This is a genomic window from Methylobacterium organophilum (assembly GCF_022533465.1).
Taxonomy (GTDB): Bacteria; Pseudomonadota; Alphaproteobacteria; order Rhizobiales; family Beijerinckiaceae; genus Methylobacterium; species Methylobacterium organophilum.
On sequence record NZ_CP092848.1, the window covers coordinates 3,000,730 to 3,025,098 of the forward strand.

The 24,369-nt window shown below is 72.4% G+C and carries 25 protein-coding genes; 20 read left to right on the forward strand and 5 right to left on the reverse strand.

Annotated elements, in window-relative coordinates; genetic code table 11:
- Positions 1–12 precede the first annotated feature (12 nt).
- From puhA to MMB17_RS13940, 12 genes are all read left to right on the forward strand, one after another.
- Entirely contained in the window at positions 13–786 is a 774-nt protein-coding gene (gene puhA / locus MMB17_RS13885) for a photosynthetic reaction center subunit H (protein ID WP_241099173.1), read from the forward strand.
- Positions 783–1,439: a photosynthetic complex putative assembly protein PuhB gene (puhB, locus tag MMB17_RS13890; RefSeq protein WP_241099175.1), complete on the forward strand. Its 657-nt coding sequence runs from the start codon at positions 783–785 to the stop codon at positions 1,437–1,439. The genes puhA and puhB overlap by 4 nt, the downstream gene beginning before the upstream one ends.
- Positions 1,440–1,451: 12 nt before the next feature.
- Entirely contained in the window at positions 1,452–1,910 is a 459-nt protein-coding gene (gene puhC, locus MMB17_RS13895) for a photosynthetic complex assembly protein PuhC (RefSeq protein WP_238312495.1), read from the forward strand.
- Positions 1,910–2,206: a hypothetical protein gene (locus MMB17_RS13900; protein WP_241099177.1), complete on the forward strand. Its 297-nt coding sequence runs from the start codon at positions 1,910–1,912 to the stop codon at positions 2,204–2,206. Before puhC ends, MMB17_RS13900 begins: the two co-directional genes overlap by 1 nt.
- Before the next feature lie 17 nt (positions 2,207–2,223).
- A complete protein-coding gene (gene acsF, locus MMB17_RS13905; protein ID WP_241102196.1) occupies positions 2,224–3,276 on the forward strand; it encodes a magnesium-protoporphyrin IX monomethyl ester (oxidative) cyclase in 1,053 nt (350 codons plus the stop codon).
- A gap of 1 nt (position 3,277) precedes the next feature.
- Positions 3,278–4,087: a putative photosynthetic complex assembly protein PuhE gene (puhE, locus tag MMB17_RS13910; protein WP_241099179.1), complete on the forward strand. Its 810-nt coding sequence runs from the start codon at positions 3,278–3,280 to the stop codon at positions 4,085–4,087.
- Positions 4,088–4,125: 38 nt separating this feature from the next.
- Positions 4,126–5,343 (forward strand): 5-aminolevulinate synthase, encoded by a 1,218-nt coding sequence (hemA, locus tag MMB17_RS13915; RefSeq protein WP_241099180.1) that lies wholly within the window; start codon positions 4,126–4,128, stop codon positions 5,341–5,343.
- Positions 5,344–5,542: 199 nt separating this feature from the next.
- Positions 5,543–6,559 (forward strand): magnesium chelatase ATPase subunit I, encoded by a 1,017-nt coding sequence (gene bchI / locus MMB17_RS13920; protein ID WP_241102197.1) that lies wholly within the window; start codon positions 5,543–5,545, stop codon positions 6,557–6,559.
- 39 nt (positions 6,560–6,598) lie between these two features.
- The gene (locus tag MMB17_RS13925) at positions 6,599–8,353 is read left to right on the forward strand and encodes a magnesium chelatase subunit D (protein WP_241099181.1); all 1,755 of its coding nucleotides are present in this window, start codon (positions 6,599–6,601) and stop codon (positions 8,351–8,353) included.
- A 49-nt stretch (positions 8,354–8,402) separates the two neighbouring features.
- The gene (gene bchO / locus MMB17_RS13930; RefSeq protein WP_241099182.1) at positions 8,403–9,326 is read left to right on the forward strand and encodes an alpha/beta fold hydrolase BchO; all 924 of its coding nucleotides are present in this window, start codon (positions 8,403–8,405) and stop codon (positions 9,324–9,326) included.
- 44 nt (positions 9,327–9,370) lie between these two features.
- Positions 9,371–10,900 carry a phytoene desaturase gene (locus MMB17_RS13935; RefSeq protein WP_241099183.1) on the forward strand — a complete coding sequence of 510 codons (1,530 nt, stop codon included), beginning with the start codon at positions 9,371–9,373 and terminating at the stop codon, positions 10,898–10,900.
- Positions 10,881–11,930, forward strand: a complete 1,050-nt coding sequence (locus tag MMB17_RS13940) for a phytoene/squalene synthase family protein (RefSeq protein WP_241099184.1) — start codon at positions 10,881–10,883, stop codon at positions 11,928–11,930. Before MMB17_RS13935 ends, MMB17_RS13940 begins: the two co-directional genes overlap by 20 nt.
- Before the next feature lie 175 nt (positions 11,931–12,105).
- Here the strand turns inward: MMB17_RS13940 and MMB17_RS13945 are convergent, their stop codons facing one another.
- Positions 12,106–12,996, reverse strand: a complete 891-nt coding sequence (locus tag MMB17_RS13945) for a LysR substrate-binding domain-containing protein (RefSeq protein ID WP_238312487.1) — start codon at positions 12,994–12,996, stop codon at positions 12,106–12,108.
- 80 nt (positions 12,997–13,076) lie between these two features.
- On the opposite strand from MMB17_RS13945, the gene MMB17_RS13950 reads away from it, so the two are divergent.
- Positions 13,077–14,249: an MFS transporter gene (locus MMB17_RS13950; protein WP_241099185.1), complete on the forward strand. Its 1,173-nt coding sequence runs from the start codon at positions 13,077–13,079 to the stop codon at positions 14,247–14,249.
- A 68-nt stretch (positions 14,250–14,317) separates the two neighbouring features.
- On the opposite strand, the gene MMB17_RS13955 is transcribed toward MMB17_RS13950, so the two are convergent.
- On the reverse strand, positions 14,318–14,884 hold the full coding sequence (locus MMB17_RS13955; RefSeq protein ID WP_238312485.1) for a NifU family protein: 567 nt from the start codon (positions 14,882–14,884) through the stop codon (positions 14,318–14,320).
- A gap of 166 nt (positions 14,885–15,050) precedes the next feature.
- On the opposite strand from MMB17_RS13955, the gene MMB17_RS13960 reads away from it, so the two are divergent.
- Positions 15,051–15,467, forward strand: a complete 417-nt coding sequence (locus MMB17_RS13960; RefSeq protein WP_241099186.1) for an HIT domain-containing protein — start codon at positions 15,051–15,053, stop codon at positions 15,465–15,467.
- Positions 15,464–16,387 carry an NAD(+) diphosphatase gene (gene nudC, locus MMB17_RS13965; protein WP_241099187.1) on the forward strand — a complete coding sequence of 308 codons (924 nt, stop codon included), beginning with the start codon at positions 15,464–15,466 and terminating at the stop codon, positions 16,385–16,387. The genes MMB17_RS13960 and nudC overlap by 4 nt, the downstream gene beginning before the upstream one ends.
- 6 nt (positions 16,388–16,393) lie before the next feature.
- Here nudC and modC read toward each other — a convergent pair whose 3' ends face one another.
- A complete protein-coding gene (gene modC, locus MMB17_RS13970; protein WP_241099188.1) occupies positions 16,394–17,491 on the reverse strand; it encodes a molybdenum ABC transporter ATP-binding protein in 1,098 nt (365 codons plus the stop codon).
- A 62-nt stretch (positions 17,492–17,553) separates the two neighbouring features.
- On the opposite strand from modC, the gene MMB17_RS13975 reads away from it, so the two are divergent.
- Entirely contained in the window at positions 17,554–18,210 is a 657-nt protein-coding gene (locus MMB17_RS13975) for a glutathione S-transferase (protein WP_241099190.1), read from the forward strand.
- Positions 18,211–18,212: 2 nt separating this feature from the next.
- Here the strand turns inward: MMB17_RS13975 and modB are convergent, their stop codons facing one another.
- The gene (gene modB / locus MMB17_RS13980) at positions 18,213–18,908 is read right to left on the reverse strand and encodes a molybdate ABC transporter permease subunit (protein ID WP_241099191.1); all 696 of its coding nucleotides are present in this window, start codon (positions 18,906–18,908) and stop codon (positions 18,213–18,215) included.
- Between the two features lie 25 nt (positions 18,909–18,933).
- Positions 18,934–19,740 carry a molybdate ABC transporter substrate-binding protein gene (gene modA / locus MMB17_RS13985; protein WP_241099192.1) on the reverse strand — a complete coding sequence of 269 codons (807 nt, stop codon included), beginning with the start codon at positions 19,738–19,740 and terminating at the stop codon, positions 18,934–18,936.
- A 539-nt stretch (positions 19,741–20,279) separates the two neighbouring features.
- Here modA and MMB17_RS13990 point away from each other — a divergent pair.
- The 4 genes from MMB17_RS13990 (at position 20,280) to MMB17_RS14005 (ending at position 24,368) form a co-directional block, all read left to right on the forward strand.
- A complete protein-coding gene (locus MMB17_RS13990; RefSeq protein WP_238312478.1) occupies positions 20,280–21,200 on the forward strand; it encodes a 50S ribosomal protein L11 methyltransferase in 921 nt (306 codons plus the stop codon).
- Between the two features lie 65 nt (positions 21,201–21,265).
- Positions 21,266–23,101 (forward strand): aminopeptidase P family protein, encoded by a 1,836-nt coding sequence (locus MMB17_RS13995; RefSeq protein ID WP_241099193.1) that lies wholly within the window; start codon positions 21,266–21,268, stop codon positions 23,099–23,101.
- Complete coding sequence (locus MMB17_RS14000) at positions 23,098–23,568, forward strand: low molecular weight protein-tyrosine-phosphatase (RefSeq protein WP_241099194.1); 471 nt, start codon at positions 23,098–23,100, stop codon at positions 23,566–23,568. Before MMB17_RS13995 ends, MMB17_RS14000 begins: the two co-directional genes overlap by 4 nt.
- Positions 23,565–24,368: a fructosamine kinase family protein gene (locus tag MMB17_RS14005; RefSeq protein WP_241099195.1), complete on the forward strand. Its 804-nt coding sequence runs from the start codon at positions 23,565–23,567 to the stop codon at positions 24,366–24,368. Before MMB17_RS14000 ends, MMB17_RS14005 begins: the two co-directional genes overlap by 4 nt.
- Position 24,369 lies beyond the last annotated feature (1 nt).

Consider the following 24,369-nt stretch of genomic DNA (forward strand, 5'->3'; position numbering starts at 1 on the left):
GGGAGGCGCGCCATGCCCAGAGGCGAGATCACCGGTTACATCGACGTCGCGCAGGTCGTGCTCTACGCGTTCTGGATCTTCTTCGCGGGCCTCGTCTTCTGGCTCCGCCGGGAGGACCGCCGGGAGGGCTATCCCCTCGAGAACGAGGCCGCCGGCCGACTGAAGAGCCCGAACCCGATCCTGATCCCGACGCCCAAGGCGTTCCGGCTGTCGAGCGGGCACACCACCTACGCGCCCAACACCAATCTCGACTACGCCACCGGCGTGCCGAGCGCGAAGGTCGAGCCCTGGCCCGGGGCGCCCTACGAGCGCACGGAGCGCTCGTTCCAGGCCCCGGTCGGCCCGGGCTCCTGGGCGCCGCGCCACGACGAGCACGACCAGACCTGGGACGGGCAGAACCGCATCGTGCCCCTGCGGGTCGCCACGCATTTCGTGGTGCACGAGGCCGGGCCGAACCCGATCGGCTCGGTGGTGTTCGGCGCCGACCGCCAGCCCGCCGGCACCGTCGTCGATCTCTGGGTCGACCGGGGCGAATCCTTCGTGCGCTACTACGAGGTCGAGCTCGGCGCCGGCGGGCGCCGGGTGCTGATGCCGGTCAATTTCTGCCGGACCGGCCCGCTGGACGACACGGTGAAGACCGAGGCGCTGCTCGCGCGCCAATTCGCGGACATCCCCGGCACCAGAGACCCGGATTCCGTGACCCTCCTCGAGGAGGAGAAGATCATGGCCTATTTCGGCGCCGGCACGCTCTACGCCACGCCCGCCCGCGCGGAGCCGATCCTGTGACCGAATCCGATTTCCTCCCCGAGGGCACCCTGCGCGGGCTGCCCGGTCCGCTGCCGGAGGGCGAGCGGCGCGTCTGGCAGGGCGCGCCCGGCACCCGCGGCGTGTTTCTGCGGGTGTTCCACGCCCGCCTCGTCGCCCTGTGGTTCGGGGCCGCGGCCCTCGCCTTCGCGCTCGCCGCGCCGAGTCGGCTCGAAGCCCTCGCCGCGGCGGCGCCGGTGCTGCTCGCCGGCCTCCTGGCCCTGGCGCTGCTCGGCCTGTTCGCCTGGCTCGTCCACCGCACGACGGTCTACACCCTCACGAACCGCCGCGTGGTGCTGCATGTCGGCATCGCCCTGCCGATCACCCTCAACCTGCCCTTCGCGCAGATCGAGGCGGCGGGCCTGCACGCCTTCCGCGACGGCAGCGGCGACCTGCCCCTGCGCCTGAAGGACGGCCAGCGCATCGCCTACCTGCATCTCTGGCCCCATGCCCGGCCCTGGCGCGTGGCCCGGCCCGAGCCGATGCTGCGCTCGGTGCCCGAGGCGGCGCGGGTGGCCCGCCTCCTGGCCGAGGCGCTGGCGGCCCATCACGGGGCTTCGGAGAGCGTCGTCCCCGTCATCGTCGCACGGCCCTCCGAGCCGGCCCTGCCCGGCCGGCTGGTCCCGGCGGAATAGGGGAGGGCGGCCATGCCCGATCGCACGCACACGGGACCGATTCCGAAGCTCGCGGCTTTGGGGATCCTCGGGCTCCTCGGCTTCACCATGGTCGCCGCCGGATTCGGCCGGCGCGAGGATATCGGCCGCACGGTGCTGCCCGAGGCGACCCCGCTCGCCCGCCTGGATTTCCGGGCCGAGGACGCGGCGGACGGTTCCATCGCGCTCAAGGACGCGGCCACCGCCCGGCTCCTGGCCACGATCCGCCCCGGCGAGGACGGCTTCGTGCGCGGCACCCTGCGCAGCCTCGCCCAGGCGCGCCAGCGCGAGGGGCTCGGCCGCGCCACCCCCTTCCGCCTCACCCGCTACGACGACGGCCGCCTGTCGCTGGCCGACGCCGCCACCGGGCGCAGCATCGCCCTCGAAGCCTTCGGGCCGGACAATGCCCGCGCCTTCGCCCGCCTGCTCCCCGATTCCACGGAGACCCGCTGATGGACTTCCTGCGAAAGCGCGTGGTCGAGGTGCCCTGCACCATCGAGATCGAGCAGACCCCCGAGAGCCTGCACGCCCACGTCACCCTGGATGCCGGCTTCGAGATCGAGCCCGGCGACGCCGTGCAGGTCCACGAGGCCCCGGCGATCATCCCCTATGGCGAGCGCGTGATCCTGCACGGCCGCGCCACCGTGACCCGCGCCGGGGCGCTGGGGCGCGCCTGGACCAAGCTGATCGCCCACCTGGAGCTGACCGAGCTCTACGAGGTGAGCTTTTCCGAGAGGAGGACGCTGTGAACGCGCATGTCCATCCGATTCCGAAATCGCCCGTCAACGCCTCGACCAAGGCTGCACAGGAAACGACCTTCCTCTCGCCGCGCTTCTACACCACCGATTTCGACGAGCTCGACCGCACCGATGTCGAGCCCGTGCGCCGGGAATGGGACATCCTGATCGAGGAACTGCGCTCCGACCCGAACAAGCGCCACTTCGTCCGCAACGAGGAATTCGACTGCGACCTCTCGAATCTCGAGCCGGAGCTGCGCAAGGAATTCCTCGACTTCCTCGTCTCCTCGATCACCGCCGAGTTCTCGGGCTGCGTGCTCTACGCGGAGATGCGCAAGCGCGCCAAGAACAAGGACATCAAGGAGCTGTTCGGCTTCATGAGCCGGGACGAGGCCCGGCATGCCGGGTTCATCAACGACACGCTGAAGGATTTCGGCATCGGCGTCGATCTCGGCTTCCTGACCAAGACCAAGAAATACACCTTCTTCCGGCCGAAATTCATCTTCTACGCGACCTATCTCTCCGAGAAGATCGGCTATGCCCGCTACATCACCATCTTCCGCGAGCTGGAGCGCCATCCCGAGCGGCGCATCCACCCGATCTTCAAATGGTTCGAGAAGTGGTGCAACGACGAGTTCCGCCACGGCGAGGCCTTCGCCCTGCTGATGCGGGCCAATCCCAAGCTCACCGCGGGCGTGAACCGCTACTGGATCCGGTTCTTCCTGCTCGCGGTCTTCGCGACGATGTATGTGCGCGACCATTGCCGCCCGGCCTTCCACAAGGCGCTGGGCGTCGACCCGACCGATTACGACTTCAAGGTCTTCCGCATCACCTCGGAGATCTCGAAGCAGACCTTCCCGATCACCCTCGACATCGAGAGCCCGAAATTCCGCCGGGGCCTCGACACGCTGCTCGACTGCTCCCGCAGGATCGAGGCGGCGCGGGCGGCGGGCGGTCTGACCGGCACGCTGAAGCTCGCCCTGCAGGGTACGCGCGCGGCTTTCACCTTCGCCCGGCTCTACGCCCTGCCGGTGAAGGAGAACGCCATGCCCGCCGATATCCGCCTGCAACCGGTCTGGTAGCATGGGCGCCTACGCCACCCCGGCGCTCTACGCGGTGTTGCTCTGGTGGTTCTCCACCGGGGTGATCCTGCTCCTGGATCACCGGCCCCGGCACACCCATGCCTACAGCATGGCGGGGGCGACGCTGGTGCTCGCGGGCGCCCTCTGGGCGATCGGCGCGAGCGCCGGCGACCCCTCCGAGACGGGGGTCTACACCGCCTTCACCGCGGCGATCCTCGTCTGGGGCTGGCAGGAGATGAGCTACTATATGGGGTTCCTCTCCGGCCCGAAGCCCGTCGCCTGCGCGCCGTCCCTGCGGGGGCTCGACCGTTTCCTCGCGGCGCTCGCCACCAGCCTCTGGCACGAATTCGCGATCCTGATCGGCGGCCTCGCGATCCTCTGCCTCACCTGGGGCCAGCCGAACCACTTCGCCCTGTGCACCTACGCGACCCTGGTGCTGATGAACGCCTCGGCCCGGCTGAACCTGTTCCTGGGGGTGCGCAACCTCAACGCCGAGCTGCTGCCGCCGCACCTGTCCTATCTCGCCTGCTTCCTCACCCGGAAGCCGATGAACCTGCTCTTCCCGGTCTCGGTGAGCCTCGGCACCATCGCCGCCGCGCTGATGCTGCGGGCCTCCCTCGGCGAGGGAAGGCTGCCCCACGAGCAGGTGGGCTTCACCCTGCTCGCGAGCCTGACCGCCCTCGCGGTGCTGGAACACTGGTTCCTGATGCTGCCCCTGCCTTCGGTGGCGCTCTGGCGCTGGAGCCTGCCGGGCAAGCCGGCAGGGGGCTTGATCGACATCAACGACGCCGCGGGGCGCCCACGCGAGTGAGCGCACCCAGCGGGACAAACGACCAAGGGAGGATGGCCATGGACTATGAAGGCTTCTTCGGTAACGCGATCGCCGGCCTCCACCGCGAGGGGCGCTACCGGGTCTTCACCGATCTCGAGCGCCACCGCGGCGGCTTCCCCAAGGCGACCCATCACAGCCCCGGCGGCCTGCGCGAGGTCACGGTCTGGTGCTCCAACGACTATCTCGGCATGGGCCAGCATCCGAAGGTGCTCGCCGCCATGCACGAGGCCCTGGAGCGCTGCGGCGCCGGCGCCGGCGGCACCCGCAACATCTCCGGCACCAACCACTACCACGTGCTGCTGGAGCGGGAGCTCGCCGACCTGCACGGCAAGGAATCCGCGCTGCTCTTCACCTCGGGCTACGTCTCGAACTGGGCGGGGCTCGGTACGCTCGCCGCCCGCCTGCCGCATTGCGCCGTGTTCTCCGATGCGGAGAACCACGCCTCGATGATCGAGGGCATCCGGTACAGCCGCGCCGAGCGCCACATCTTCCGCCACAACGACCCCGAGGACCTCGACCGCAAGCTCGCCCTGATCGAGCCCGGCCGGGCCAAGCTGGTCGCCTTCGAGTCGGTCTACTCGATGGACGGGGACATCGCCCCGATCGACGAGATCTGCGACGTGGCCGAGAAGCACGGCGCGCTCACCTATCTCGACGAGGTCCACGCGGTCGGCCTCTACGGCGCCCGGGGCGGCGGCGTCTCTGAGCGGATGGGCCTCGCCCACCGCCTCGACGTGATCGAGGGCACGCTCGGCAAGGCCTTCGGCGTGCAGGGCGGCTACATCACCGGTTCGGCCCAGCTCTGCGACTTCGTGCGCAGCTTCGCCTCCGGCTTCATCTTCACCACCTCGCTGCCCCCGGCGGTGGCGGCCGGCGCGGCGGCCAGCATCCGCCACCTGAAGGAGAGCGAGGCGGAGCGCGCCCGCCACCGCGACCGGGTGTCCCGCGTGCGCGCCGCCCTCGACGCCGCCGGCATCCCGACCCTGCCGAACCGCAGCCACATCGTGCCGGTGATGGTCTGCGATCCCGTGCTCTGCAAGGCGATCTCTGACACCCTGCTCGACGAGTTCGGCATCTACGTCCAGCCGATCAACTACCCTACCGTCGCCCGCGGCACCGAGCGCCTGCGCATCACGCCCTCGCCGCTGCATTCCGACGAGGACATCGACCACTTGGTGGACGCGCTGAGCACGATCTGGCGGCGGATCGGCCTCAGGCAGGAAGCGGCGGAGTAGCCCTCGAACCCTCCCCCCTCCGCGGGGGAGGGTGCCTGCGGAGCAGGCGGGAGAGGGGCCGGCTCAGCCCCCTCCGGACGCGGCGCTCCCCTCACGCAACCCCCTACGGGGCCACCCTCTCCCGCGGAGGGGCGAGGGGTTTGCGGTTCATTCCCGACATGTCAGGACGGTCGGAAACGTCGCTTTGAGCACCATCCCCGTGCCCACCTTCCCCTTCACCGCCATCGTCGCCCAGGACGAGATGCGCCAGGCCCTGCTGATCGCGGCGGTGGATCCGTCGGTGGGCGGAGTGCTGGTGTTCGGGGACCGGGGCACCGGCAAGTCCACGGCGATCCGGGCCCTGGCGGCCCTGCTGCCGCCGATGCAGGCGGTGCCGGGCTGCCCCTATGCCTGCGATCCGGCGAGCCCGGCGCAGGCCTGCCCCCATTGCGCCACGCATCCGCGCCCGAAGAAGGCGGTGGAGGTGCCGGTGCCGGTGGTCGACCTGCCGCTCGGCGCAACCGAGGACCGGGTCGTCGGCGCCCTCGACCTGGAGCGGGCCCTGAGCCTCGGCGAGAAAGCCTTCGAGCCGGGGCTGCTGGCCCGGGCCAATCGCGGCTTCCTCTATATCGACGAGGTCAACCTGCTGGAGGACCATCTCGTCGACCTGCTGCTCGACGTCGCCGCCTCCGGGGTCAACACGGTGGAGCGCGAGGGGCTCTCCCTGCGCCATCCCGCCCGCTTCGTGCTGGTCGGCTCCGGCAACCCGGAGGAGGGGGAGTTGCGCCCGCAGCTCCTCGACCGGTTCGGCCTCGCCTGCGAGGTGACGACCCCCACCGACATCCCGACCCGGATCGAGGTGGTGCGCCGCCGCGACGCCTACGAGCGCGATCCGGAGGGATTTTGCGCCGCCCATGCGAAGGCGGAGAAAGCCCTGCGCAAGCGACTCGTCGCCGCCCGCACCCGCCTCGATGCGGTGAGCGTGCCCGATGCGGTGCTGGAACAGGCAGCCCGGCTCTGCCTGGCGCTCGGCACGGACGGCCTGCGCGGCGAACTCACCCTGCTGCGCACGGCCCGGGCGCTCGCCGCCCTCGACGGCGACGACACGGTCACCGACGCCCATCTGAAGCGCATCGCCCCCAGCGCCCTGCGCCACCGCCTGCGCCGCAACCCACTGGACGAGTCGGGCTCCACCGCCCGGGTGGCACGGGCGGTGGACGAGGTGTTCGGGCCGTGAGGAAGGCCGCTCAACCCCCCTTCGTGCCCGGGGGAGCGGATGCCTGACCCCGCCTGGAGCGACGCCCTGCGCGTGGCCGCCCTCGTCGCGGCGGATCCGCATGGGCTCGGCGGGGTGGTGGTGCGAGCCGGAGCCGGCCCGGTGCGGGAACGCTGGCTCGCGGCCCTCCGGGCTCGGCTTCCGCCAGAAAGGCCGTGGCGGCGGATGCCGGCGGGAATCGCCGACGACCGCCTGATCGGCGGCCTCGACCTCCCCGCGACGTTGCGCGCCGGCCGGCCGGTGGCGCAGGCGGGGCTGCTCACGGAGGCCGATGGCGGGCTCATCGTGGTGCCGATGGCCGAGCGCCTCGGTGCCGGCACCGTCGCCCGGCTGGCCGCCGCCCTCGACACCGGGGCGGTCGCCCTCGAACGGGAGGGCTCGAGCGCCCGGCTCCCGGCCCGGATCGGCCTGATCCTCCTCGACGAGGGCGGCGCGGAGGAGAGCGTGGCCGAAGCCCTGGCCGACCGGCTCGCCTTCCGCATCGATCTCGACGGCCTCCGGCTCGCGGATCTGGCAGGCGGCCCCTCCGGGGCGACAGGCGACGGGGATCGCGCCGAATCAGGCGGGGCGGGGCCGTCCGCACTGTCCTCCCCCCCTGCTCCCGCGGTCGCGGAAAAGCCTGCCGACGCGGCCGCGATCCTGTGCGAGACGGCTTTGGCCCTCGGCATCACGTCCCTGCGCGCGCCCCTGCTCGCCTTGCATGTGGCCCGGCTCGTCGGGGGAGACGCGCCCGTGGAGGCGGATCTCGCCGAGGCGGCGCGGCTCGTCCTCGCTCCGAGGGCGACGCGTCTGGCTTCGGAGCCGGAGGCGGAAGGCTCCGAAGCCGATGCGGGTGAGGAAGCGCCCCCTCCGCCCCCCGCCGATCCCGGCACGGGCCCGGACGAGTCCGTCGGCGAGGCCGCCGAGACGGTGCTCGAAGCGGCCCGGGCGGCGATCCCCAAGAACCTCCTGGCGCAGCTCCTGGCGGAGGGGCCGCGCCTGCGTTCCGCCAAGGCCGGCCGCATGGGCGCCGCGGCGAGCGCCCCCCGCTCCGGCCGGCCGGTCGGCAGCCGGAAGGGGGATCCGCGGCGCGCCCCCCTCGACCTGATCGCCACCCTGCGGGCCGCCGCGCCCTGGCAGCGCCTGCGGAAAGGACCGGAGGAGACGCGGCGCATCGTCGTCCTGCCCGACGACCTGCGCATCCGCGTCCTGCGCCAGAAGAGCGAGACCACGACGATCTTCTGCGTCGACGCCTCCGGCTCCGCGGCCCTGGAGCGGCTGGCGGAGGCCAAGGGTGCGGTCGAGCTGATGCTGGCCGAAGCCTATATCCGCCGCGACCGCGTCGCCCTGGTCGCCTTCCGCGGCCGCGGCGCGGAGGTGGTCCTGCCGCCGACGCGCTCCCTGGTGCGGGCGAAGCGCAGCCTCTCCGGCCTGCCGGGGGGCGGGGGCACCCCGCTCGCCGCGGGGCTCGATGCGGCCACGAGCCTGGCGCTGGCGGTGCGCCGGGCCGGCGGCCATCCGGTGATCGTCCTGCTCACGGACGGGCGCGCCAATGTCGCACGCTCGGGGGAGGGCGGCCGGGCGCGGGCCTCGGAGGACGCCCTCGCGGCGGCCCGCGGGCTGCGGGCGCAGGCCCTGCCGCTCCTCGTCATCGACACGGGGGCGCGGCCGGACGGTGCCCGCCGCCTCGCGGAAACCGCCGCCGCCCGCTACTGTCCCATGCCCAACGCCGATTCCGGCGCCCTCACCGCGGCCGTGCGCGCGGCCGCTTCCTGACCGGCTCCGCGAGCCTTCCCCCGGGAAGGCGCCGGGCCAGCGAGATGCCATGGCGCTACAGAAGAACTTCGACCGCCTGGACTGGGCGACGGACGGCGCCGACTGGCCGAACCGGGCGGCGAGCCGCCGCGTGGAGGCCGCGGGCCTGACCTGGCATGTGCAGGAATTCGGCGCGGCGGAGGCGCCGGGCCTGCTGCTGCTCCACGGGACCGGCGCCTCCACCCACTCCTACCGGGCGCTCGCGCCCCTGCTCGCCCGCGATTTCCGCGTGGTGGTGCCCGATCTGCCGGGCCACGGCTTCACCGATCCGCTGCCGCCCGGCCGCCTGTCGCTGCCCGGCATGGCCCAGGCCATCGCCGGCCTGCTCGACGGGCTCGGCTTCGCCCCCGTGGTGGTGGCGGGGCACTCGGCGGGGGCGGCGCTCCTCGTCCGGCTCTGCCTCGACGGGGCGATCGCGCCGCGCCTGCTCGTCGCCTTCAACGGGGCGCTGAAGCCCTTTCCCGGGGCGGCGAACTTCCTGTTCCCGACCATGGCGCGGCTCCTGTTCCTCAACCCGTTCACGCCGCGGGTCTTCGCCTGGACCGCCGACCGCCCGGCGGTGCAGCGGCTCATCGGCGGCACCGGCTCGAAGCTCGATGCGGAGGGCATCGCCCTCTACAAGCGCCTCTTCGCCAGCCCCGGCCATGTCGCCGGGGCTCTCGGGATGATGGCGAACTGGGACCTCGCCGGCCTCGACCGGGATCTGCCCCGGCTCACCACCCGCACGCTCCTGATCGTCGGGGGCGAGGACAAGGCGATCCTGCCCGACACCGCCTTCGCCGTGCGCGACCGCTTGCCGGAGGCGCGGGTCGAGCTGATCCGCGGCCTCGGCCACCTCGCCCACGAGGAGGCGCCGGAGCGCGTCGCCGGTCTCCTGCGCGCGGAAGCGGAGGCGATGGGCATGCTTCCCGCGGATACCTCAGTCCGGGCCTGACGAAGGCCTTGCGAAGCGTCAACTTCGCACGATAGTGTCAGTTTATGTTGACACTCGACGACAGGCCGCGCGCCGAACCGTCGACCGATCGGCGGCCGCATGCGGTGGTGATCGGGTCCGGCTTCGGCGGCCTCGCGGCGGCGGTGAGACTTGGCGCGCGAGGCTACCGCGTCACGGTCCTGGAGCGCCTGGGGCAGCCTGGAGGCCGCGCACGCGTCCACCGGCAGGACGGCTTCACCTTCGATGCTGGGCCGACCATCGTCACCGCGCCTTTCCTGTTCGAGGAGCTGTGGCGGCTCTGCGGCAAGCGCCTCGCCGACGATGTCGCCCTGGTGCCGATGCAGCCCTTCTACCGGATCCGCTTCGCCGACGGGGCGAGCTTCGACTATTCCGGCGACGAGGGGGCGATGCGCGCCGAGGTGCGCCGCTTCGCCCCGGACGACGTGGCCGGCTACGAGCGCTTCATGGCCCACAGTCGCCGGGTCTGCGCCCTCGGCTTCGAGGAGCTCGGCCACGTGCCCTTCGACCGGGTCGGCCGCATGCTGCGCATCGCGCCGGACCTGCTGCGCCTCGGCGGCCACCGCTCGGTCTACGACGTGGTCGCCCGCTTCGTGAAGGACGAGCGGCTGCGGACCGTCTTCAGCTTCCACCCCCTGCTGATCGGCGGAAACCCGTTCCGGGCGAGCGGCATCTACTGCCTGATCGCCTCTCTGGAGCGGCGCTGGGGCGTGCATTTCGCCCTCGGCGGCACGGGCCGCCTGGTCGAAGGAATGTGCGGACTGATCCGGGGGCAGGGCGGCAGCCTCCGCTGCGGGGCGGAGGTGGAACGGATCCGGGTCGAACGCGGCGTGGCCACCGGCGTGACGCTCGCCGACGGAAGCACCCTCCCCGCCGATATCGTCGTCTCCAACGCCGATTCGGCGGTCACCTACGCGAAGCTCCTGAAGGACCAGCCCCGCCGCCGCTGGAGCGACCGGCGGCTCGCCCGGGCCGCCTCCTCGATGGGGCTGTTCGTCTGGTATTTTGGCACGAGCCGCAAATATCCGGGCGTGGCCCACCACACGATCCTGATGGGACCGCGCTATCGCGGCCTGCTGCGCGAGATCTTCGACACCAAGACCCTCGCGGAGGATGCGAGCCTCTACCTGCACCGGCCGACCGCGACCGACCCGCTGCTCGCCCCGGAGGGCTGCGACGCCTTCTACGTGCTCGCCCCCGTGCCGAACCTGGCCGGCGGCCAGGATTGGGGCCGGATCGCCGAAGGCTACCGCGCCCGCATCGCGGCGATGCTCGAAGCCTCCGTGCTGCCGGGCCTCGACGCGGCCCTCGTCACCTCCAAGGTGACGACGCCGCAGGATTTCGCCGACGATTTCCTGAGCTATCGCGGCTCGGGCTTCGGGCTGGAGCCGGTGCTCACGCAATCGGCCTGGTTCCGCCCGCATAACCGCTCGGAGGAGGTCGAAAACCTCTTCCTCGTCGGGGCCGGCACCCATCCCGGCGCCGGCCTGCCCGGCGTGCTCTCCTCGGCACGCGTCCTCGATTCCCTGGTGCCGGATGCCCGCCTTCGCGCCTGAGCCGTCCCCGGCGACCGATCGCGCCGCCTGCGCCGCGATGATCCGCACCGGCTCGAGGAGCTTCCACGCCGCCTCCCTGCTGCTGCCGCCCGCCGTGCGAGCCCCGGCCTACGGCCTCTACGCCTTCTGCCGGCTCTCCGACGATGCCGTGGACGAGACCGGGGGCAACCGCGCCGCGGCGGTGGCGCGCCTGCGCGAACGGCTGCGCCTCGCCTATGCCGGCCGCCCCGGCAACCACCCGGCCGACCGGGCGCTCACGGCGATCGTCGCCCGGCACGCCATCCCCGAGGCGCTGCCCGCCGCCCTGCTCGAAGGCCTCGCCTGGGACGCGGAGGGGCGCCGCTATGCCGATCTCCCGGCGCTCTCGGCCTATGCGGCGCGGGTGGCGGGAGCGGTCGGGGCGATGATGTGCCTGATCATGGGAACGCGGGACCCGAAGGTGCTCGCCCGGGCCTGCGATCTCGGCGTGGCCATGCAGCTCACCAACATCGCCCGGGACGTGGGCGAGGATGCCCGGGCCGGTCGCCTCTATCTACCCCTCGACTGGCTCGACGCTGCGGGGCTCGCGCCGGACGAGCTGCTCGCCCGCCCGCAGCCGAGCCCGGCGCTCGCCGCCGTCACCGCGCGCCTGCTCGCGGCGGCCGACATCCTCTATGCCCGCGCGGAATCCGGCATCCCCGATCTGCCCCTGGCCTGCCGCCCGGCGATCCGCGCGGCCCGGCTGATCTATGCGGAGATCGGCCGCGCCATCGCACGGAACGGCCATGACAGCATCGGCCCCCGCGCCCGCGTCCACGGCGCCCGCAAGGCGGCCCTGCTGGCCCGCGCCACGCTGCCCCTGCGCGGAACGGACCGCGACGCGCCGCCCCTGCCGGAGACGGCCTACCTGATCGAGGCGGTCGCCCGGCACCCCGCGCCCCTGCGCAGCCTCCCGCCCTGGTGGAACATCTCCGGCCAGGTCGTGCGGGTGCTCGATCTCATCGAGGTGCTGGAACAGCGCGACGCCTTCCGACGCTCGGCGCCGTCCTGAGCAGGGCACGCGCTGGCTCCGGATGAACGCCGCGGGCCGTCTCTTCCTTGCGAGCGCGAGCGAAGGAAGCCAGGGGCCGGGCTTTTCCCGGAAAGATCGCGCCCTGGATTGCTTCGGCTCCGCCTCGCAATGACGGTGGAGGGCTTTGTCGAGGAAACTCGACCGCGTGGTGGCTTCAAGTCACGGCCGCCGCTTCCGCCAGGATCCAGTCTCGGAAGGCGGCGATGCGGGAGATCCGGGTCCGGTCGGGCCGGGTGACGACGTAATAGGCCACTGTCGTCGCCACGGAGGCGGGAAAGGCGCGCAGGATGCTTCCCGCTCCGAGCGCCCGGGCCGCGTAGACGTCCCGCACGACGGCCAGGCCCTGGCCCGCGATGGCGGCCTGGATCAGCAGGGCGTCGTCGGCATAGCTCGGCCCTCGGGCTGCGGCGCGGCCAGGCTTTGCCCCCTGCGCTTCGAGCCATGTGGACCAGTCGGCGCGGTCGCGGTCCTGAAGCAGCGGGTAGTCCAGGCAGGCGGCCAGGTTCGGCAGGGATCCGTCCCGCAGCAGGGCCGGAGCCCCGATCGCCACCAGGCGCGGCGAGGCCAGCAGAGCCGTGTCGAGGCCGGGATAATCCCCGGAGCCGTGCCGGATCGCTATGTCGACCCGGTCGCCAGCGAGATCCGCCAGCTGCACCGAGGTCTCGATGCGGATCTCGATGCGCGGATGCCGGGCGGCGAACCCGCCGAGGCGTGGCGTGAGCCAGCAGGCGGCGAAGGAGGGCGTGGTGCTGACGACCAGGGAGCTTGGTCCCGGCCGGCGATGCTCGAAAAGCTGCACGGCGGCGTCGATCAGCTCGAAGCTCGACGCGATCTCGCCGAGGAGGCGCCGGCCATGGGCCGAGAGCGTCACCCGGCGATGGCCGCGTTCGAGAAGCAGCACGCCGAAGCGCGTCTCCAATGCCTTGATCTGCTGGCTGACCGCGCCCGGCGTCACGTTGAGCGCCTCCGCGGCGCCCTTGATGCTGCCCCGGCGCCCCACTTCGACGAAGCTGCGCAGGGCGCCGAACGAGACCGGGGACGTCATGGCCCGAGTTTAGCTGAACTAAACCGTCGGGGACCAGGGATGGTTTGCGCGATGGGCGGCGGATCGCCTGTCTACCGGGCATGCAGACGAACGCCCTCCGCTCCGAGATCCTGTCAGCCGCCCTGATCCGCCTCCTCGCCTTGGGGGCCGGCGCGGCGGTGGCCAACAGCTACTATAACCAGGCCTTCCTCGGTCATCTCACCGTGGAATTCGGGCTCGCCTCCGGCACGGCCGCTCTGGTCCCGGTGCTGACGCAGGGCGGCAACGCCCTCGGCGTGCTGTTCCTGGCGCCCCTCGGCGACCGGCTGGAACGCCGCGCCCTGATCCTCGCCACCATCGCCGCCCTGGTGGCGGCACTGATCGGCGGGGCGCTCGCGCCGGGTTTCGCTTGGCTCGCGGCAGCGAGCCTTGCCATCGGATTGTTCGCCACCGTCGCGCAGCAGATCGTGCCGCTCGCCGTGCATCTGGCCCCGGCTGCGGAAAGCGGGCGCGTCCTCGGCATGGTGACCGGCGGCATCCTGATCGGCATCCTGCTGGCGCGGACGGTCAGCGGCACGATCGCGGATCTCTGGGGCTGGCGCTGCGTCCTTTGGTTTGCCGCCGGGCTCATGGTGGCGGTCGGCGGAGCGCTCGCCCTGTGGCTGCCCCGCGCAACCCCGACGACCGACCTGAGCTATCCGCGCCTGATCGGCTCGCTCTGGACGCTGGTCCGGACGCATCGCGTCCTCCGGCAGGCGGTCGCCGTCCAGTTCCTGATCTTCGCGGCCTTCATGGCCTTCTGGTCCAACCTCGCCCTGCTGCTGATCGCGCCGCCCTACCTCATGGGGGGAACCGCGGTCGGCCTGCTGGCGCTGGTTGGCGTCGTCGGCGCCCTCGCCGCGCCGCTCGCCGGCGGCTTCGCGGATCGCAGGGGGCCGGCAATCGTCGTCTCCGCCGGCGCCGGGATCGTGCTCCTCGCCTTCGTCCTGTTCGGGCTCTGGCGGAACTCCCTCGTCGGCCTAGTCGCCGGCATTCTAGTGATGGATCTCGCGGTGCAGTCCTCGCAGGTCGCCAACCAAGCGCGGGTCTACGCCCTCGACCCGAGCGCGCGCAGCCGCCTCAACACGGTGTTCATGGCGACGATGCTGGCCAGAGGCGCGCTCGGCGCCGGGATCGGCGGGGCCGCCTACGCCGCTTGGGGCTGGGCCGGCACCTGCCTGTTCGGCGCCCTCACGAGCGGGGCAGCACTGCTGGTTTCGCGCCGGAGCGCCTGACCCGGCCTCTGGATACGTGCTGCCGCCTCGCGATGACGGCAGCAGCGGGGTCGTCGCGCGGACGGCGGTTACACCGCCTGCACTTCCCGCACGCTCGGCAGGAAGTGGCGGAAGAGGTTCTGCACGCCCTGGCGCAGGGTGGCGGTGGAAGAGGGGCAGCCGGAGCAGGCGCCCTTCATCTCCAGGTAGACGATGCCGTCGCGGAAGCCGCGGAAGGTGATGTCGCCGCCATCGCTCGCCACCGCCGGGCGCACCCGGGTTTCGAGCAGATCCTTGATGGTCACGACCGTGTCGTGGTCCGCCTCGTCGTAGAACTCCTCGCCGTGGGGCGAATCGAGCACCGCGCCCTCGGCCAGGACCGGGGCACCGGACTGGAAATGCTCCATGATCGCGCCGAGCACCGCCGGCTTCACCTGCGGCCACTCGCTCACGCCGTCCGCCTTGGTGACGGAGATGAAGTCGTGGCCGAAATACACGCCGCTCACGCCGGGAATGGCGAACAGGGCGCTGGCCAGGGGCGAGCGCTCGGCGCTCTCGGCATCCTTGGCCTCGAAGGTGGCCTCGGGCAGCACGACGCGGCCGGGCAGGAACTTCAGCGTCGCGGGATTGGGGGTGGCTTCGGTCTGGATGAACATGGGGGAATGGACCTCGTCCTCTGCGCCGGTTCAAGGCCGGCCGGGAACGGCGCCAGGAGACGCGGCGCCACCTCCCATGTGGACCGTAAAGCGGCGTTTCACAACTGCGGAAGGCTCTCACGTCCCGGCTCGCAGAAGCCGCGTTCCTGCCCTACATCGCTCCCCCATGAGCGATGCCTTCGATCTGGACTTCCGCCTCGCCGCCGAGACCACTCCGGTGGGCGATTTGAGCCTGTGCTCGGTCCTGCTGCGGGACGACGCGCGCTTTCCCTGGCTGATCCTGGTGCCGCGCCGGGCGGCGGTGACCGAGATCACCGATCTCTCGACGGAGGATGCCGGCGCGCTCATGGCCGAGATCCGCATCGCCGTCTCGGTGATGAAGCTGCTCTCCAAGCCCGACAAGGTGAACGTGGCCGCCCTCGGCAACGTCGTGCCGCAGCTCCATGTCCACGTGATCGGCCGCTTCCATTCCGATCCCGCCTGGCCGAACCCGGTCTGGGGCATGGGCGAGCGCATGCCCTACCAGCCCCATGCCCGTGCCCAGCTGATTGAGCGCGCCGCCGGGCTCTTCGCCGCCCAATGAACGGGTCGGGGAGCGGGCGGGACGCCCTCGGCTTCGCGACGAGCCGCCTGATCCGCCATTCCGCGGAGCGCGAGCATCTGCCTCTCCCCGATCCCGAAGCGCCCGACAGCCTGCACGTGCTGCTGGTCGGCGGGGACGTGCTGCTGCGCGCGGGGAGACCGGAGACCTGCCTGCTCGGCCCCGCCCAGAGGCGGGCCGCGGCCGGACGCGCCATCGACGTCTTCCTCGGCACGCTCGACGAAAGGCCGGTCTTCGCCGCTTCGCTCCCGGCGGAGGCCACCGCCTCCTTCCCGGAGCCGGATTTCCGCACGAGCGACCTGCGCTGGCTCGCGGTCGAGGGCAGCGTCGAGCCCCACGAGCTCGGCCTGCTCGCCACCGCGAAATCCCTGCTGAGCTGGCATGCGCGCCACGGCTTCTGCGCCAATTGCGGGACGCCGACGGAGATCAGGGCCGCCGGGTTCCGCCGGGAATGCCCGAACTGCGGGACGCACCATTTCCCCCGCACCGACCCGGTCGTGATCATGCTGATCCGCGACGGGGATCGCTGCCTGATCGGCCGCGGCCCCCACTTCCCGGAGGGCATGTATTCCTGCCTCGCCGGCTTCCTCGAACCCGGCGAGACCATCGAGGACGCGGTCCGCCGAGAGACCGCCGAGGAGACCGGCATCCGCATCGGCGCCGTGCGCTATCATGCCTGCCAGCCCTGGCCGTTCCCCTCCTCGCTGATGATCGGCTGCGTGGCCGAGGCCGAGAGCCGCGATCTCATCATCGATCCGGCCGAGCTCGCCGATGCCCGCTGGGTCGACCGGGCCGAGCTCGCGACTCTGTTCGCCCGCACGCATCCGGAGGGGATCTTCGCCCCCCAGCCGATGGCGATCGCCCATCTGCTCCTGCGGGACTTCCTCGACGGGCGGCTCTGAACGGCCTCAGATCTCGATCCGCCCCGCCGCGCCGGCGCCGAGACCGGCGGGATCGACGGCGACGCTCTTGACCACCGCGTAAACCGGCAGCCCGACCACGAGCCCGAGGTCGCGTGCCGAGGCGGCGGTGAGCCGGGCGGGCACAGGCGTGCCGTTGCAATCGATCTCGACCAGGGCGCCCGACCCCGCCTCGGTGAGGCTCGCGATCCGGCCCGCCAGCACGTTGCGCGCGCTCAGCCCCTCCGGGATCCGCGTCGCGACGAGCACGTCCCGCGCCGGCAGGCGCACGCGCACGGAGCGGCCGGCGGGCAGGGCGAGCAGCGGCACCGAGAGCTGCCCGGCCTCGCCCGAGAGCCGCGTCAGGCCTGTCGCCGCGTCGTGCGCCGCAACGGTCAGGGTCAGCACGGCGCCCGCCTCGTCGGGCACCAGGTCGAAGCGGCGCAGGACGGCATCGGCCGGCCCCTGGCCCGCGACCCTGCCCCCGTCCAGCATCACCACGGTGGTGGCGAGGCGGGCGACCTCGGCCACCGAATGGCTGACATAGACGATCGGCAGGCCGGCCTCGTCCCGCAGCCGCTCGAGGCAGGGCAGGATCTCCCGCTTCCTCGCCTCGTCCAGCGCCGAGAGCGGCTCGTCCATCAGCAGGAGGCGCGGGCGGCTGAGCAGGGCCCGGCCGATCGCCACGCGCTGGCGCTCGCCCCCGGAGAGCCCGGCCGGGCGCCGGTCGAGCAGATGGCCGATGCCGAGGAGCTCGACCACGTCGGCCTCCGCGAGCTGCTCGGCCCGGCGCCGGGCGAACCAGCGGCCGAAGCCGAGATTCTGCCGCACGCTGAGATGCGGCAGCAGCCGCGCCTCCTGGAAGACGCAGGCGATCCGGCGGCGATGCACCGGCACGAACAGCCCCTGCTCCGTGTCGACCAGGGTATGGCCGTCGAGGGTGATGCGCCCGCGATCCGGCCGGGAGAGGCCGGCGATCAGGTCGATCAGCGTGGTCTTGCCCGAGCCGGAGCGGCCGAACAGGGCCGTGAGCCCGCTGCCCGCCGCGAAGCGGGTTTCCAGGGCGAAGGCGCCGCGGCGCAAGGCGACATCGACCGCGATCGTCACGAGAGCGGGCTCCGATCCGGCGCAGCGGCGTTGTCGGCGGGGAATGCACAGGAGCCCGCCCGTTGATCACCGTCCATCATCTCGAGAACAGCCGCTCCCAGCGCGTGCTCTGGCTCCTGGAGGAACTGGGCCTGGCCTACGAGGTCAAGCGCTATGCCCGCGATCCCGAGACCATGCTGGCCCCGCCCGAGCTGCGGGCGGTCCATCCCCTCGGCAAGTCGCCCGTGATCACGGACGGTGACGTCACGGTCGCGGAATCGGGCGCGATCGTCGAATACCTCACCGGGCGCTGCGGGGGCGCCCTGGTGCCGGAGGCGGGCAGCGCGGCGCGGCGGGCCTACGCCTACTGGCTGCATTACGCGGAGGGCTCGGCCATGCCGCCGCTGCTGCTGAAGCTCGTCTTCGCCCGCCTCGCCCCGGGCAGTCCGGCCCTGGTGCGGCCCCTGGTGCGCCGCGTCGCCGACCGCGTCCTGGCCCGCTTCGTCGATCCGGACCTGCGCCGCCATGCCGCCTACTGGGAGCAGGCGCTCGCGGAGGGGCCGTGGTTCTGCGGGCAGGACTTTTCCGCCGCCGACATCCAGATGAGCTTCCCCCTCGAAGCCTTCGCCGCCCGCGGCACCGGCGCGGGCCCGCGCATCACGGACTGGCTCGCGCGCATCCATGCCCGCCCGGCCTATGCCCGCGCGCTGGAGCGGGGCGGAGCCTACGCCTATGCGTAGCATCAGGCGGAGAGCCTGCGCCCGAGGCGGCGGGCCAGGAGCTCCGACAGCATCAGGGCGAACATGGAGACGGCGACCGAGATCAGGGTGAGGCGCAGGGCGCCGGCCTCGCCGCCGGGCACCTGGGTGAGGGTGTAGATCGCCGAGGGCAGGGTCTGCGTCTCGCCGGGGATGTTCGAGACGAAGGTGATGGTGGCGCCGAACTCGCCCATCGCCTTGGCGAAGGCGAGCACCGCCCCCGCGAGGATGCCCGGCAGGCTGAGCGGCAGCGTCACCGTGAGGAAGACGGCGGCCGGCCCGGCGCCGAGGGTGGCCGCCGCCTGTTCCATCTTCCGGTCCACCGCCTCGATCGACAGGCGCATGGCCCGCACCATCAGCGGGAAGCCCATCACGGCGCAGGCGAGCGCCGCCCCGGTCCAGCGGAAGGCGAAGACGATGCCGATCTCGGAGAGGGGCGCGCCGAGGAAGCCCTTCCGCCCGAAGGCGATGAGTAGAAGATAGCCCGTCACCACCGGCGGCAGGATGAGCGGCAGATGCACGAGCCCGTCGAGGAGCCCGTGGCCGGGAAAGCGCCGCCGGGCCAGCAGCCAGGCGACGAACAAGCCCGGGATCAGGCTGCACAGGGTCGCGAGAGCGGCCACCCTCAGGCTTAGGGCGACCGCCGTCCACTCGTCCGGCGTGAGGCCGAAAGCGTCCAAAGGTGGGCGTCCGGTCGCCGGGGCGTCAGGACTTCTTCTCTTCGCCGATCACGGTGAAGCCCTGGCGCTCGAAGAAGGGCCGGGCGGCCGGGCTCTTGAGATAGCCGACCAGGGCCTCCGCGTCGGGGTTCTTGGAATCCTTGGTCACCGCCAGGGGATAGACGATCGGCGGGTGGCTGTCGGCCGGGAAGGTGCCGACGATCTTCACCGCCGGGTCGGAGACGGCATCCGTCGCGTAGACGATGCCGAGGGGCGCCTCGCCGCGGGAGACCAGGAGCAGGGCCGCCCGCACGTTGTCGGCCTGGGCGACCTTGTCCTTCACGCCGTTCCAGGCGCCGAGCTTCTCCAGAGCCGCCTTGCCGTACTTGCCGGCGGGCACCGCTTCGACGTTGGCCATGGCCAAGCGCCCGCCGCCGAGCGCGCCGGCGAGGTCGAAGCCCGGGCCAATCTCCACCTTGGCGGACGAATCCTTCGGTGCCGCGAGCACAAGGGCGTTGCGCAGCACGTCGCTGCGGGAGCCGGCGCGGAGGGTGCCCGCCTTCTCGGCGTAATCCATCCAGGCGATGTCGGCGGAGAAGAACAGGTCGGCCGGGGCGCCCGCCTCGATCTGCTTCGCGAGCACGTTGGAGCCGGCATAGGAGACCCGGGCCTGCTTGCCCGTCTCCTTGCCCCAGGCGGCCAAAGCCTCGTCGAGGGCGTTCTTGAGGCTTGCGGCGGCGAAGACCACGACCGGCGCATCGGCCGCCCGTGCCGCCGACATCCCGGCCGGCGTGCCGAGGAGGAGGGCGGCGCCGAGCAGCCCCGCGAGCCACCCACGTCTGGTCGAGATCATGACTTCTCCTTCCGCCCGTCCGCACCCGCCGCACGCGCGCATGCTCCGGAGCGGCGCAAAGGCAGGACCACCCGCGCCTCCGGAGAGATGCGTTATAGCCGAACGGGAACGACGCTTCCAGGCGGAAAGGCGTTCCTCACAGGGTCTGCGGCCCACCGCCCTCCTGGCCCGAGCCGCGCTCGGAGCGGTGGAGGCGGCTGAGCAGGACCAGCATCTCGCCGGGCATCGGCGGATCCTGCGCCTCCGGCGCGGTCAGGTCGAACCGGGATGGACGCCTCCGCCCCTTCCGCGATGCGGGATCGCGAGGGAGCACGATGGGACTGCGTTTCCTGAGATCTTTTCTTGTTGTCATCACACGCAACGGACTCTGCGGCGTCGCCCGCAAGGGGAAGCGACGGCCAGAACGCGAAGCTTGGCCATTCGTTCCATCCGGCGGGATTTCGCCTAGCGATTGTACAATCTGCCAGCCCGGCGGGCGTTCCCGCGCCGGATTCTGGAATGCGTGGCGGTCCGGGCCGGCCGGTGCTAAAGCCCGCGCCATGCTCGAAGGCCTGCCGCCCCACCGCCCCACCCACCTGCTGCGCCTCCTCACCCACGAGGCCGCGGCCCGCTCGATGACGGACCTCCTCGGCGAGGTCTTCGACCCGACGGAGACGGCGGTCGCCGCCTTCGAGGCGGAGGACGGGCAGACCTGGAGGCTGGAGGCCTATTTCTCCGAAGCGCCCGACGAAGAGATCATCCGCGACCTGATCCGGCCGATCGTCGGTGACGCCGCGGACGAGGCGGTGTTCGAGACGATCGACCAGCAGGACTGGGTCCGCGCCTCCCTGGAGGGGCTGAAGCCCGTGCGGGCCGGCCGCTTCCTCGTGCACGGCGCCCATGACCGGGAAAAAATCCGGCCGAACGATCTGCCGATCGAGATCGAGGCGGCCCTCGCCTTCGGCACCGGCCATCACGGCACCACCCTCGGCTGCCTCCGTGCCCTGGTCGACGAGCTGAAACGCGGCCGGCCGGCCCATGTGCTCGATGTCGGCACCGGCACCGGCATTCTCGCTTTCGCCGCGGCCAAGGCTCTGCGCGCACCGGTGCTCGCCGGCGATCTCGACCCGGAGGCGGTCTGGACCGCCAAGGGCAATGCCCGGCTCAACGGGCTCACCCCCTTCCTGCGGCTCTACGAAGGGCCGGGGGTGCGCCACGCCCTGGCCAACCGGCCGCGCCGCTTCGACATCGTCTTCGCCAACATCCTGGCCCGGCCCCTGAAGCGCCTCGCGCCCTCGCTCACCGCCGTGGTGGCCGATGACGGCGTGCTGATCCTCTCCGGCCTGATCGAGCGCGACGTGCCCGGCGTGCTCTCCACCTACCGCCACCGCGGCTTCCACCTCGTGCGCCACGGCCTGATCGAGGGCTGGGCGACCCTGGTCCTGCGCCGGGGCGGCGCGGCGCCCCGACCGATCGTTTGAACGCGATCCAGCGCCAGGCGATGGGCCGGTAGACGCCGCCCGGGGCGCGGCGTAACCCTCTGGCCATGACGAGCCAACGCCCGCGCTTCCAGTCCTTCGAGGATCCGAGCCATGCCAAGGGATCCGAGCGCATCGAAGCCCTGCGCTCCGCCCTGCGGGAATCCGGCATCGACGGCTTCGTGGTGCCGCGGGCGGACGAGCACCAATCCGAATACGTGCCCGCCCATGCCGAGCGCCTCGCCTGGCTGACCGGCTTCACCGGCTCGGCCGGAACGGCGGTGATCCTGGCCGACAAGGCCGCCCTGGTGGTCGATGGCCGCTACACGCTGCAGGCGCCGGAGCAGGTCGATACCGGGGTGATCACGGTGGTGCCGCTCGCCGAGAAGACGGCGGAGGCCTGGCTCGGCGAGAATCTCGGCAAGGGGCAGGTGCTCGGATACGATCCCTGGCTGCACACGCCGGACGGCGTGGCCCGGCTGGAACGGGCCGCGGCCAAGGCCGGCGGCAGCCTCAAGCCCCTCGATGCGAATCTCGTCGACGCGGTCTGGGCCGGCCGGCCGAAACCGCCCGGCGGCCCCGTCGTGAGTCACCCGGCGGAGATCGCCGGCGAGAGCGTGGCGGACAAGCTCGCGCGGGTGCGCGCGGCCCTCGCCGAGGCCGAGGTCGACGCCCTCGTGATCTCCGATCCGCACAACCTCGCCTGGACCTTCAACCTGCGCGGCGCGGACGTGGCGCACACGCCCCTGGCGCTCGGCTACGCCATCGTGAAGCGGGAGGGGCTGGCCGGCCTCTATCTCGCCTCGCGCGAGATCGACCCGGATCTGCGCGCGGCGCTCACGCCCCACGCCACCCTGGCGGGGCGGGCAGATTTCGAACCGGCGCTGTTCGCGCTCGCCGCGGGGGCGGCCCGGGTCCGGCTCGACACGGCGACCGGCGCCGTGGCGCTGAAGAACCGCATCGAGGCGGCCGGCGGCGTCGCCGATCTCGGCGCCGATCCGATCACCCTGATGAAGGCGGTGAAGAACCCGGCCGAGATCGCCGGCACCCGCGCCGCCCATCATCGGGACGGCGTGGCGCTCACCCGCTTCCTCGCCTGGCTCGACCGGGAAGGCGCCAACGGCCTCACCGAGATCGCGGCGGTGGAGGCGCTGGAGGATTTCCGGGCGGAGGGCGGTCTGCTGCGCGAGGTCTCCTTTCCGACGATCTCGGGCTCGGGACCGAACGGCGCCATCGTGCATTACCGCGTCACCCGCGCCACCGACCGCCGGCTGGGGCCGGGCGAGCTCTTCCTGATCGATTCCGGGGCGCAATATCTCGACGGAACCACCGACGTGACCCGCACGGTCGCGATCGGGACGCCGAGCGTCGAGATGCGCGACCGCTTCACCCGGGTACTGAAGGGTCATATCGCCATCGCCCGGGCCGTCTTCCCCAAGGGCACGACCGGCACGCAGATCGATGCCTTCGCCCGGGCGAGCCTGTGGGAGGCGGGGTTCGACTACGACCACGGCACGGGCCACGGCGTCGGCGCCTTCCTCTCGGTGCATGAGGGGCCGCAGCGGATCGCCAAGGTCGGCACCGTCGCCCTGCAGGCGGGGATGATCCTCTCGAACGAGCCCGGCTACTACAAGGCCGGCGCCTACGGCATCCGCATCGAGAACCTGATCCTGGTCGAGCCCCGCGCGCTGCCCGGGGGCGAGCGGCCGATGCTCGGCTTCGAGACCCTGACCCTCGCGCCGATCGACCTGCGCCTCGTCGAGCCGGCGCTGCTCGGCCCGGCGGATGCGGCCTGGCTCGACGCCTATCAAGCGCGGGTCCGCGAGGCCCTATCGCCCGATCTCGATGCCGAGACCCGCGCCTGGCTCGACGCGGCGACCCGGCCGGTGGGGACGCCCGCGTGAGCGCGCGCAAGCCCGCCATCCTCTTCGTCTGCCTCGGCAATATCTGCCGCTCGCCCCTGGCCGAGGCGGCCTTCCGGCAGGAGGCCGGGCTCATCGGCCTCGACGTGGAGGTCGATTCCGCGGGCACCGGCGCCTGGCATGTCGGCGAGCCGCCCGACCGCCGTGCGCAGGCCGTGGCGCTCCGCCACGGCGTCGACATCTCCGGCTATCGCGCGCGGCAGGCCTCCCGGGAGGATTTCGCGCGCTTCACCCACGTGGTGGCGCTCGATCCGGACAATCTCGCCGCCCTGCGCCGCCTGCGCCCGGCCGAGGGCGCCGAGCTGTCCCTGCTCCTCGACCACGTGCCCGGCCGGCGTGGCGAGGCGGTGGCCGACCCCTATTACGGCGCGGATTCCGGCTTCGACACGACCTGGGCCGACGTGACCGCGGGCGCCCGCGCCCTGGCGGCCCGGCTCGCGAAGGGATGAGCGGCCTCGCGGAGGCCGGCGCGGCCCTGCTCGGCGGCGCGCTGCATCAGGCGCGGCCGCTCTCGGGCGGGGATCTGTCGTGCCTCGTCGCGATCACGCTGGAGGATGGGCGGCAAGCCATCGTCAAGGGCGGCCCCGATCCCCGCGAGGAAGCCCGGATGCTGGAGGCGATCCGCGCGAGCGGCGCGCCCGCGCCGCAGGTGCTCGCCGTCGACGAGAGCGTGCTCGTGCTCGACGTGCTGGCGACCGGTCGGGCAAGTGGCGCCGACGCGGCCCTGGGCGCGGCGGTCGCGCGCCTGCACGGGGCGACGGGGCCGCGCTACGGCTGGGAGCGGGATTTCGCCTTCGGCCCCGTGACCATCGCCAATGGCTGGTCGGAGGATTGGCCGGCCTTCTGGGCCGAGCGCCGCCTGCTCTGCCACCTGCCGCACATCCCGGCGGATCTCGGCCGGCGCATCGACCGGCTCGCCGCCTCCCTGTCCGGACGTCTACCGGAGAGGCCGCGCCCGGCGCTGCTGCACGGGGATCTCTGGAGCGGGAACGTGCTCCTCGACGGCGACCGCGTCTCGGGGCTGATCGATCCGGCCTGCTCTTACGGCCATGCCGAGGTCGATCTCGCCATGCTCGATCTGTTCGGCCGCCCGGGACCCGCCTTCCGCGCCGCCTACGGCCCGGCCGAGCCGGGCTTTGCCGAGCGCGCTCCCCTCTACAAACTCTGGCCGGCCCTGGTGCATCTGCGCCTGTTCGGCGCCGGCTATCGCGGCATGGTCGAGGGCTTTCTCGAGGCGGCGGGGGCGTGAG

Coding starts and splice junctions, on each gene's coding strand:
- puhA (WP_241099173.1), top strand. CDS start 13: ATGCCCAGAGGCGAGATCACCGGTTACATCGACGTCGCGCAGGTCGTG.
- puhC (WP_238312495.1), top strand. CDS start 1,452: ATGCCCGATCGCACGCACACGGGACCGATTCCGAAGCTCGCGGCTTTG.
- MMB17_RS13900 (WP_241099177.1), top strand. CDS start 1,910: ATGGACTTCCTGCGAAAGCGCGTGGTCGAGGTGCCCTGCACCATCGAG.
- puhE (WP_241099179.1), top strand. CDS start 3,278: ATGGGCGCCTACGCCACCCCGGCGCTCTACGCGGTGTTGCTCTGGTGG.
- hemA (WP_241099180.1), top strand. CDS start 4,126: ATGGACTATGAAGGCTTCTTCGGTAACGCGATCGCCGGCCTCCACCGC.
- MMB17_RS13925 (WP_241099181.1), top strand. CDS start 6,599: ATGCCTGACCCCGCCTGGAGCGACGCCCTGCGCGTGGCCGCCCTCGTC.
- bchO (WP_241099182.1), top strand. CDS start 8,403: ATGGCGCTACAGAAGAACTTCGACCGCCTGGACTGGGCGACGGACGGC.
- MMB17_RS13935 (WP_241099183.1), top strand. CDS start 9,371: ATGTTGACACTCGACGACAGGCCGCGCGCCGAACCGTCGACCGATCGG.
- MMB17_RS13940 (WP_241099184.1), top strand. CDS start 10,881: ATGCCCGCCTTCGCGCCTGAGCCGTCCCCGGCGACCGATCGCGCCGCC.
- MMB17_RS13945 (WP_238312487.1), bottom strand. CDS start 12,996: ATGACGTCCCCGGTCTCGTTCGGCGCCCTGCGCAGCTTCGTCGAAGTG.
- MMB17_RS13950 (WP_241099185.1), top strand. CDS start 13,077: ATGCAGACGAACGCCCTCCGCTCCGAGATCCTGTCAGCCGCCCTGATC.
- MMB17_RS13955 (WP_238312485.1), bottom strand. CDS start 14,884: ATGTTCATCCAGACCGAAGCCACCCCCAATCCCGCGACGCTGAAGTTC.
- MMB17_RS13960 (WP_241099186.1), top strand. CDS start 15,051: ATGAGCGATGCCTTCGATCTGGACTTCCGCCTCGCCGCCGAGACCACT.
- nudC (WP_241099187.1), top strand. CDS start 15,464: ATGAACGGGTCGGGGAGCGGGCGGGACGCCCTCGGCTTCGCGACGAGC.
- modA (WP_241099192.1), bottom strand. CDS start 19,740: ATGATCTCGACCAGACGTGGGTGGCTCGCGGGGCTGCTCGGCGCCGCC.
- MMB17_RS13990 (WP_238312478.1), top strand. CDS start 20,280: ATGCTCGAAGGCCTGCCGCCCCACCGCCCCACCCACCTGCTGCGCCTC.
- MMB17_RS13995 (WP_241099193.1), top strand. CDS start 21,266: ATGACGAGCCAACGCCCGCGCTTCCAGTCCTTCGAGGATCCGAGCCAT.
- MMB17_RS14005 (WP_241099195.1), top strand. CDS start 23,565: ATGAGCGGCCTCGCGGAGGCCGGCGCGGCCCTGCTCGGCGGCGCGCTG.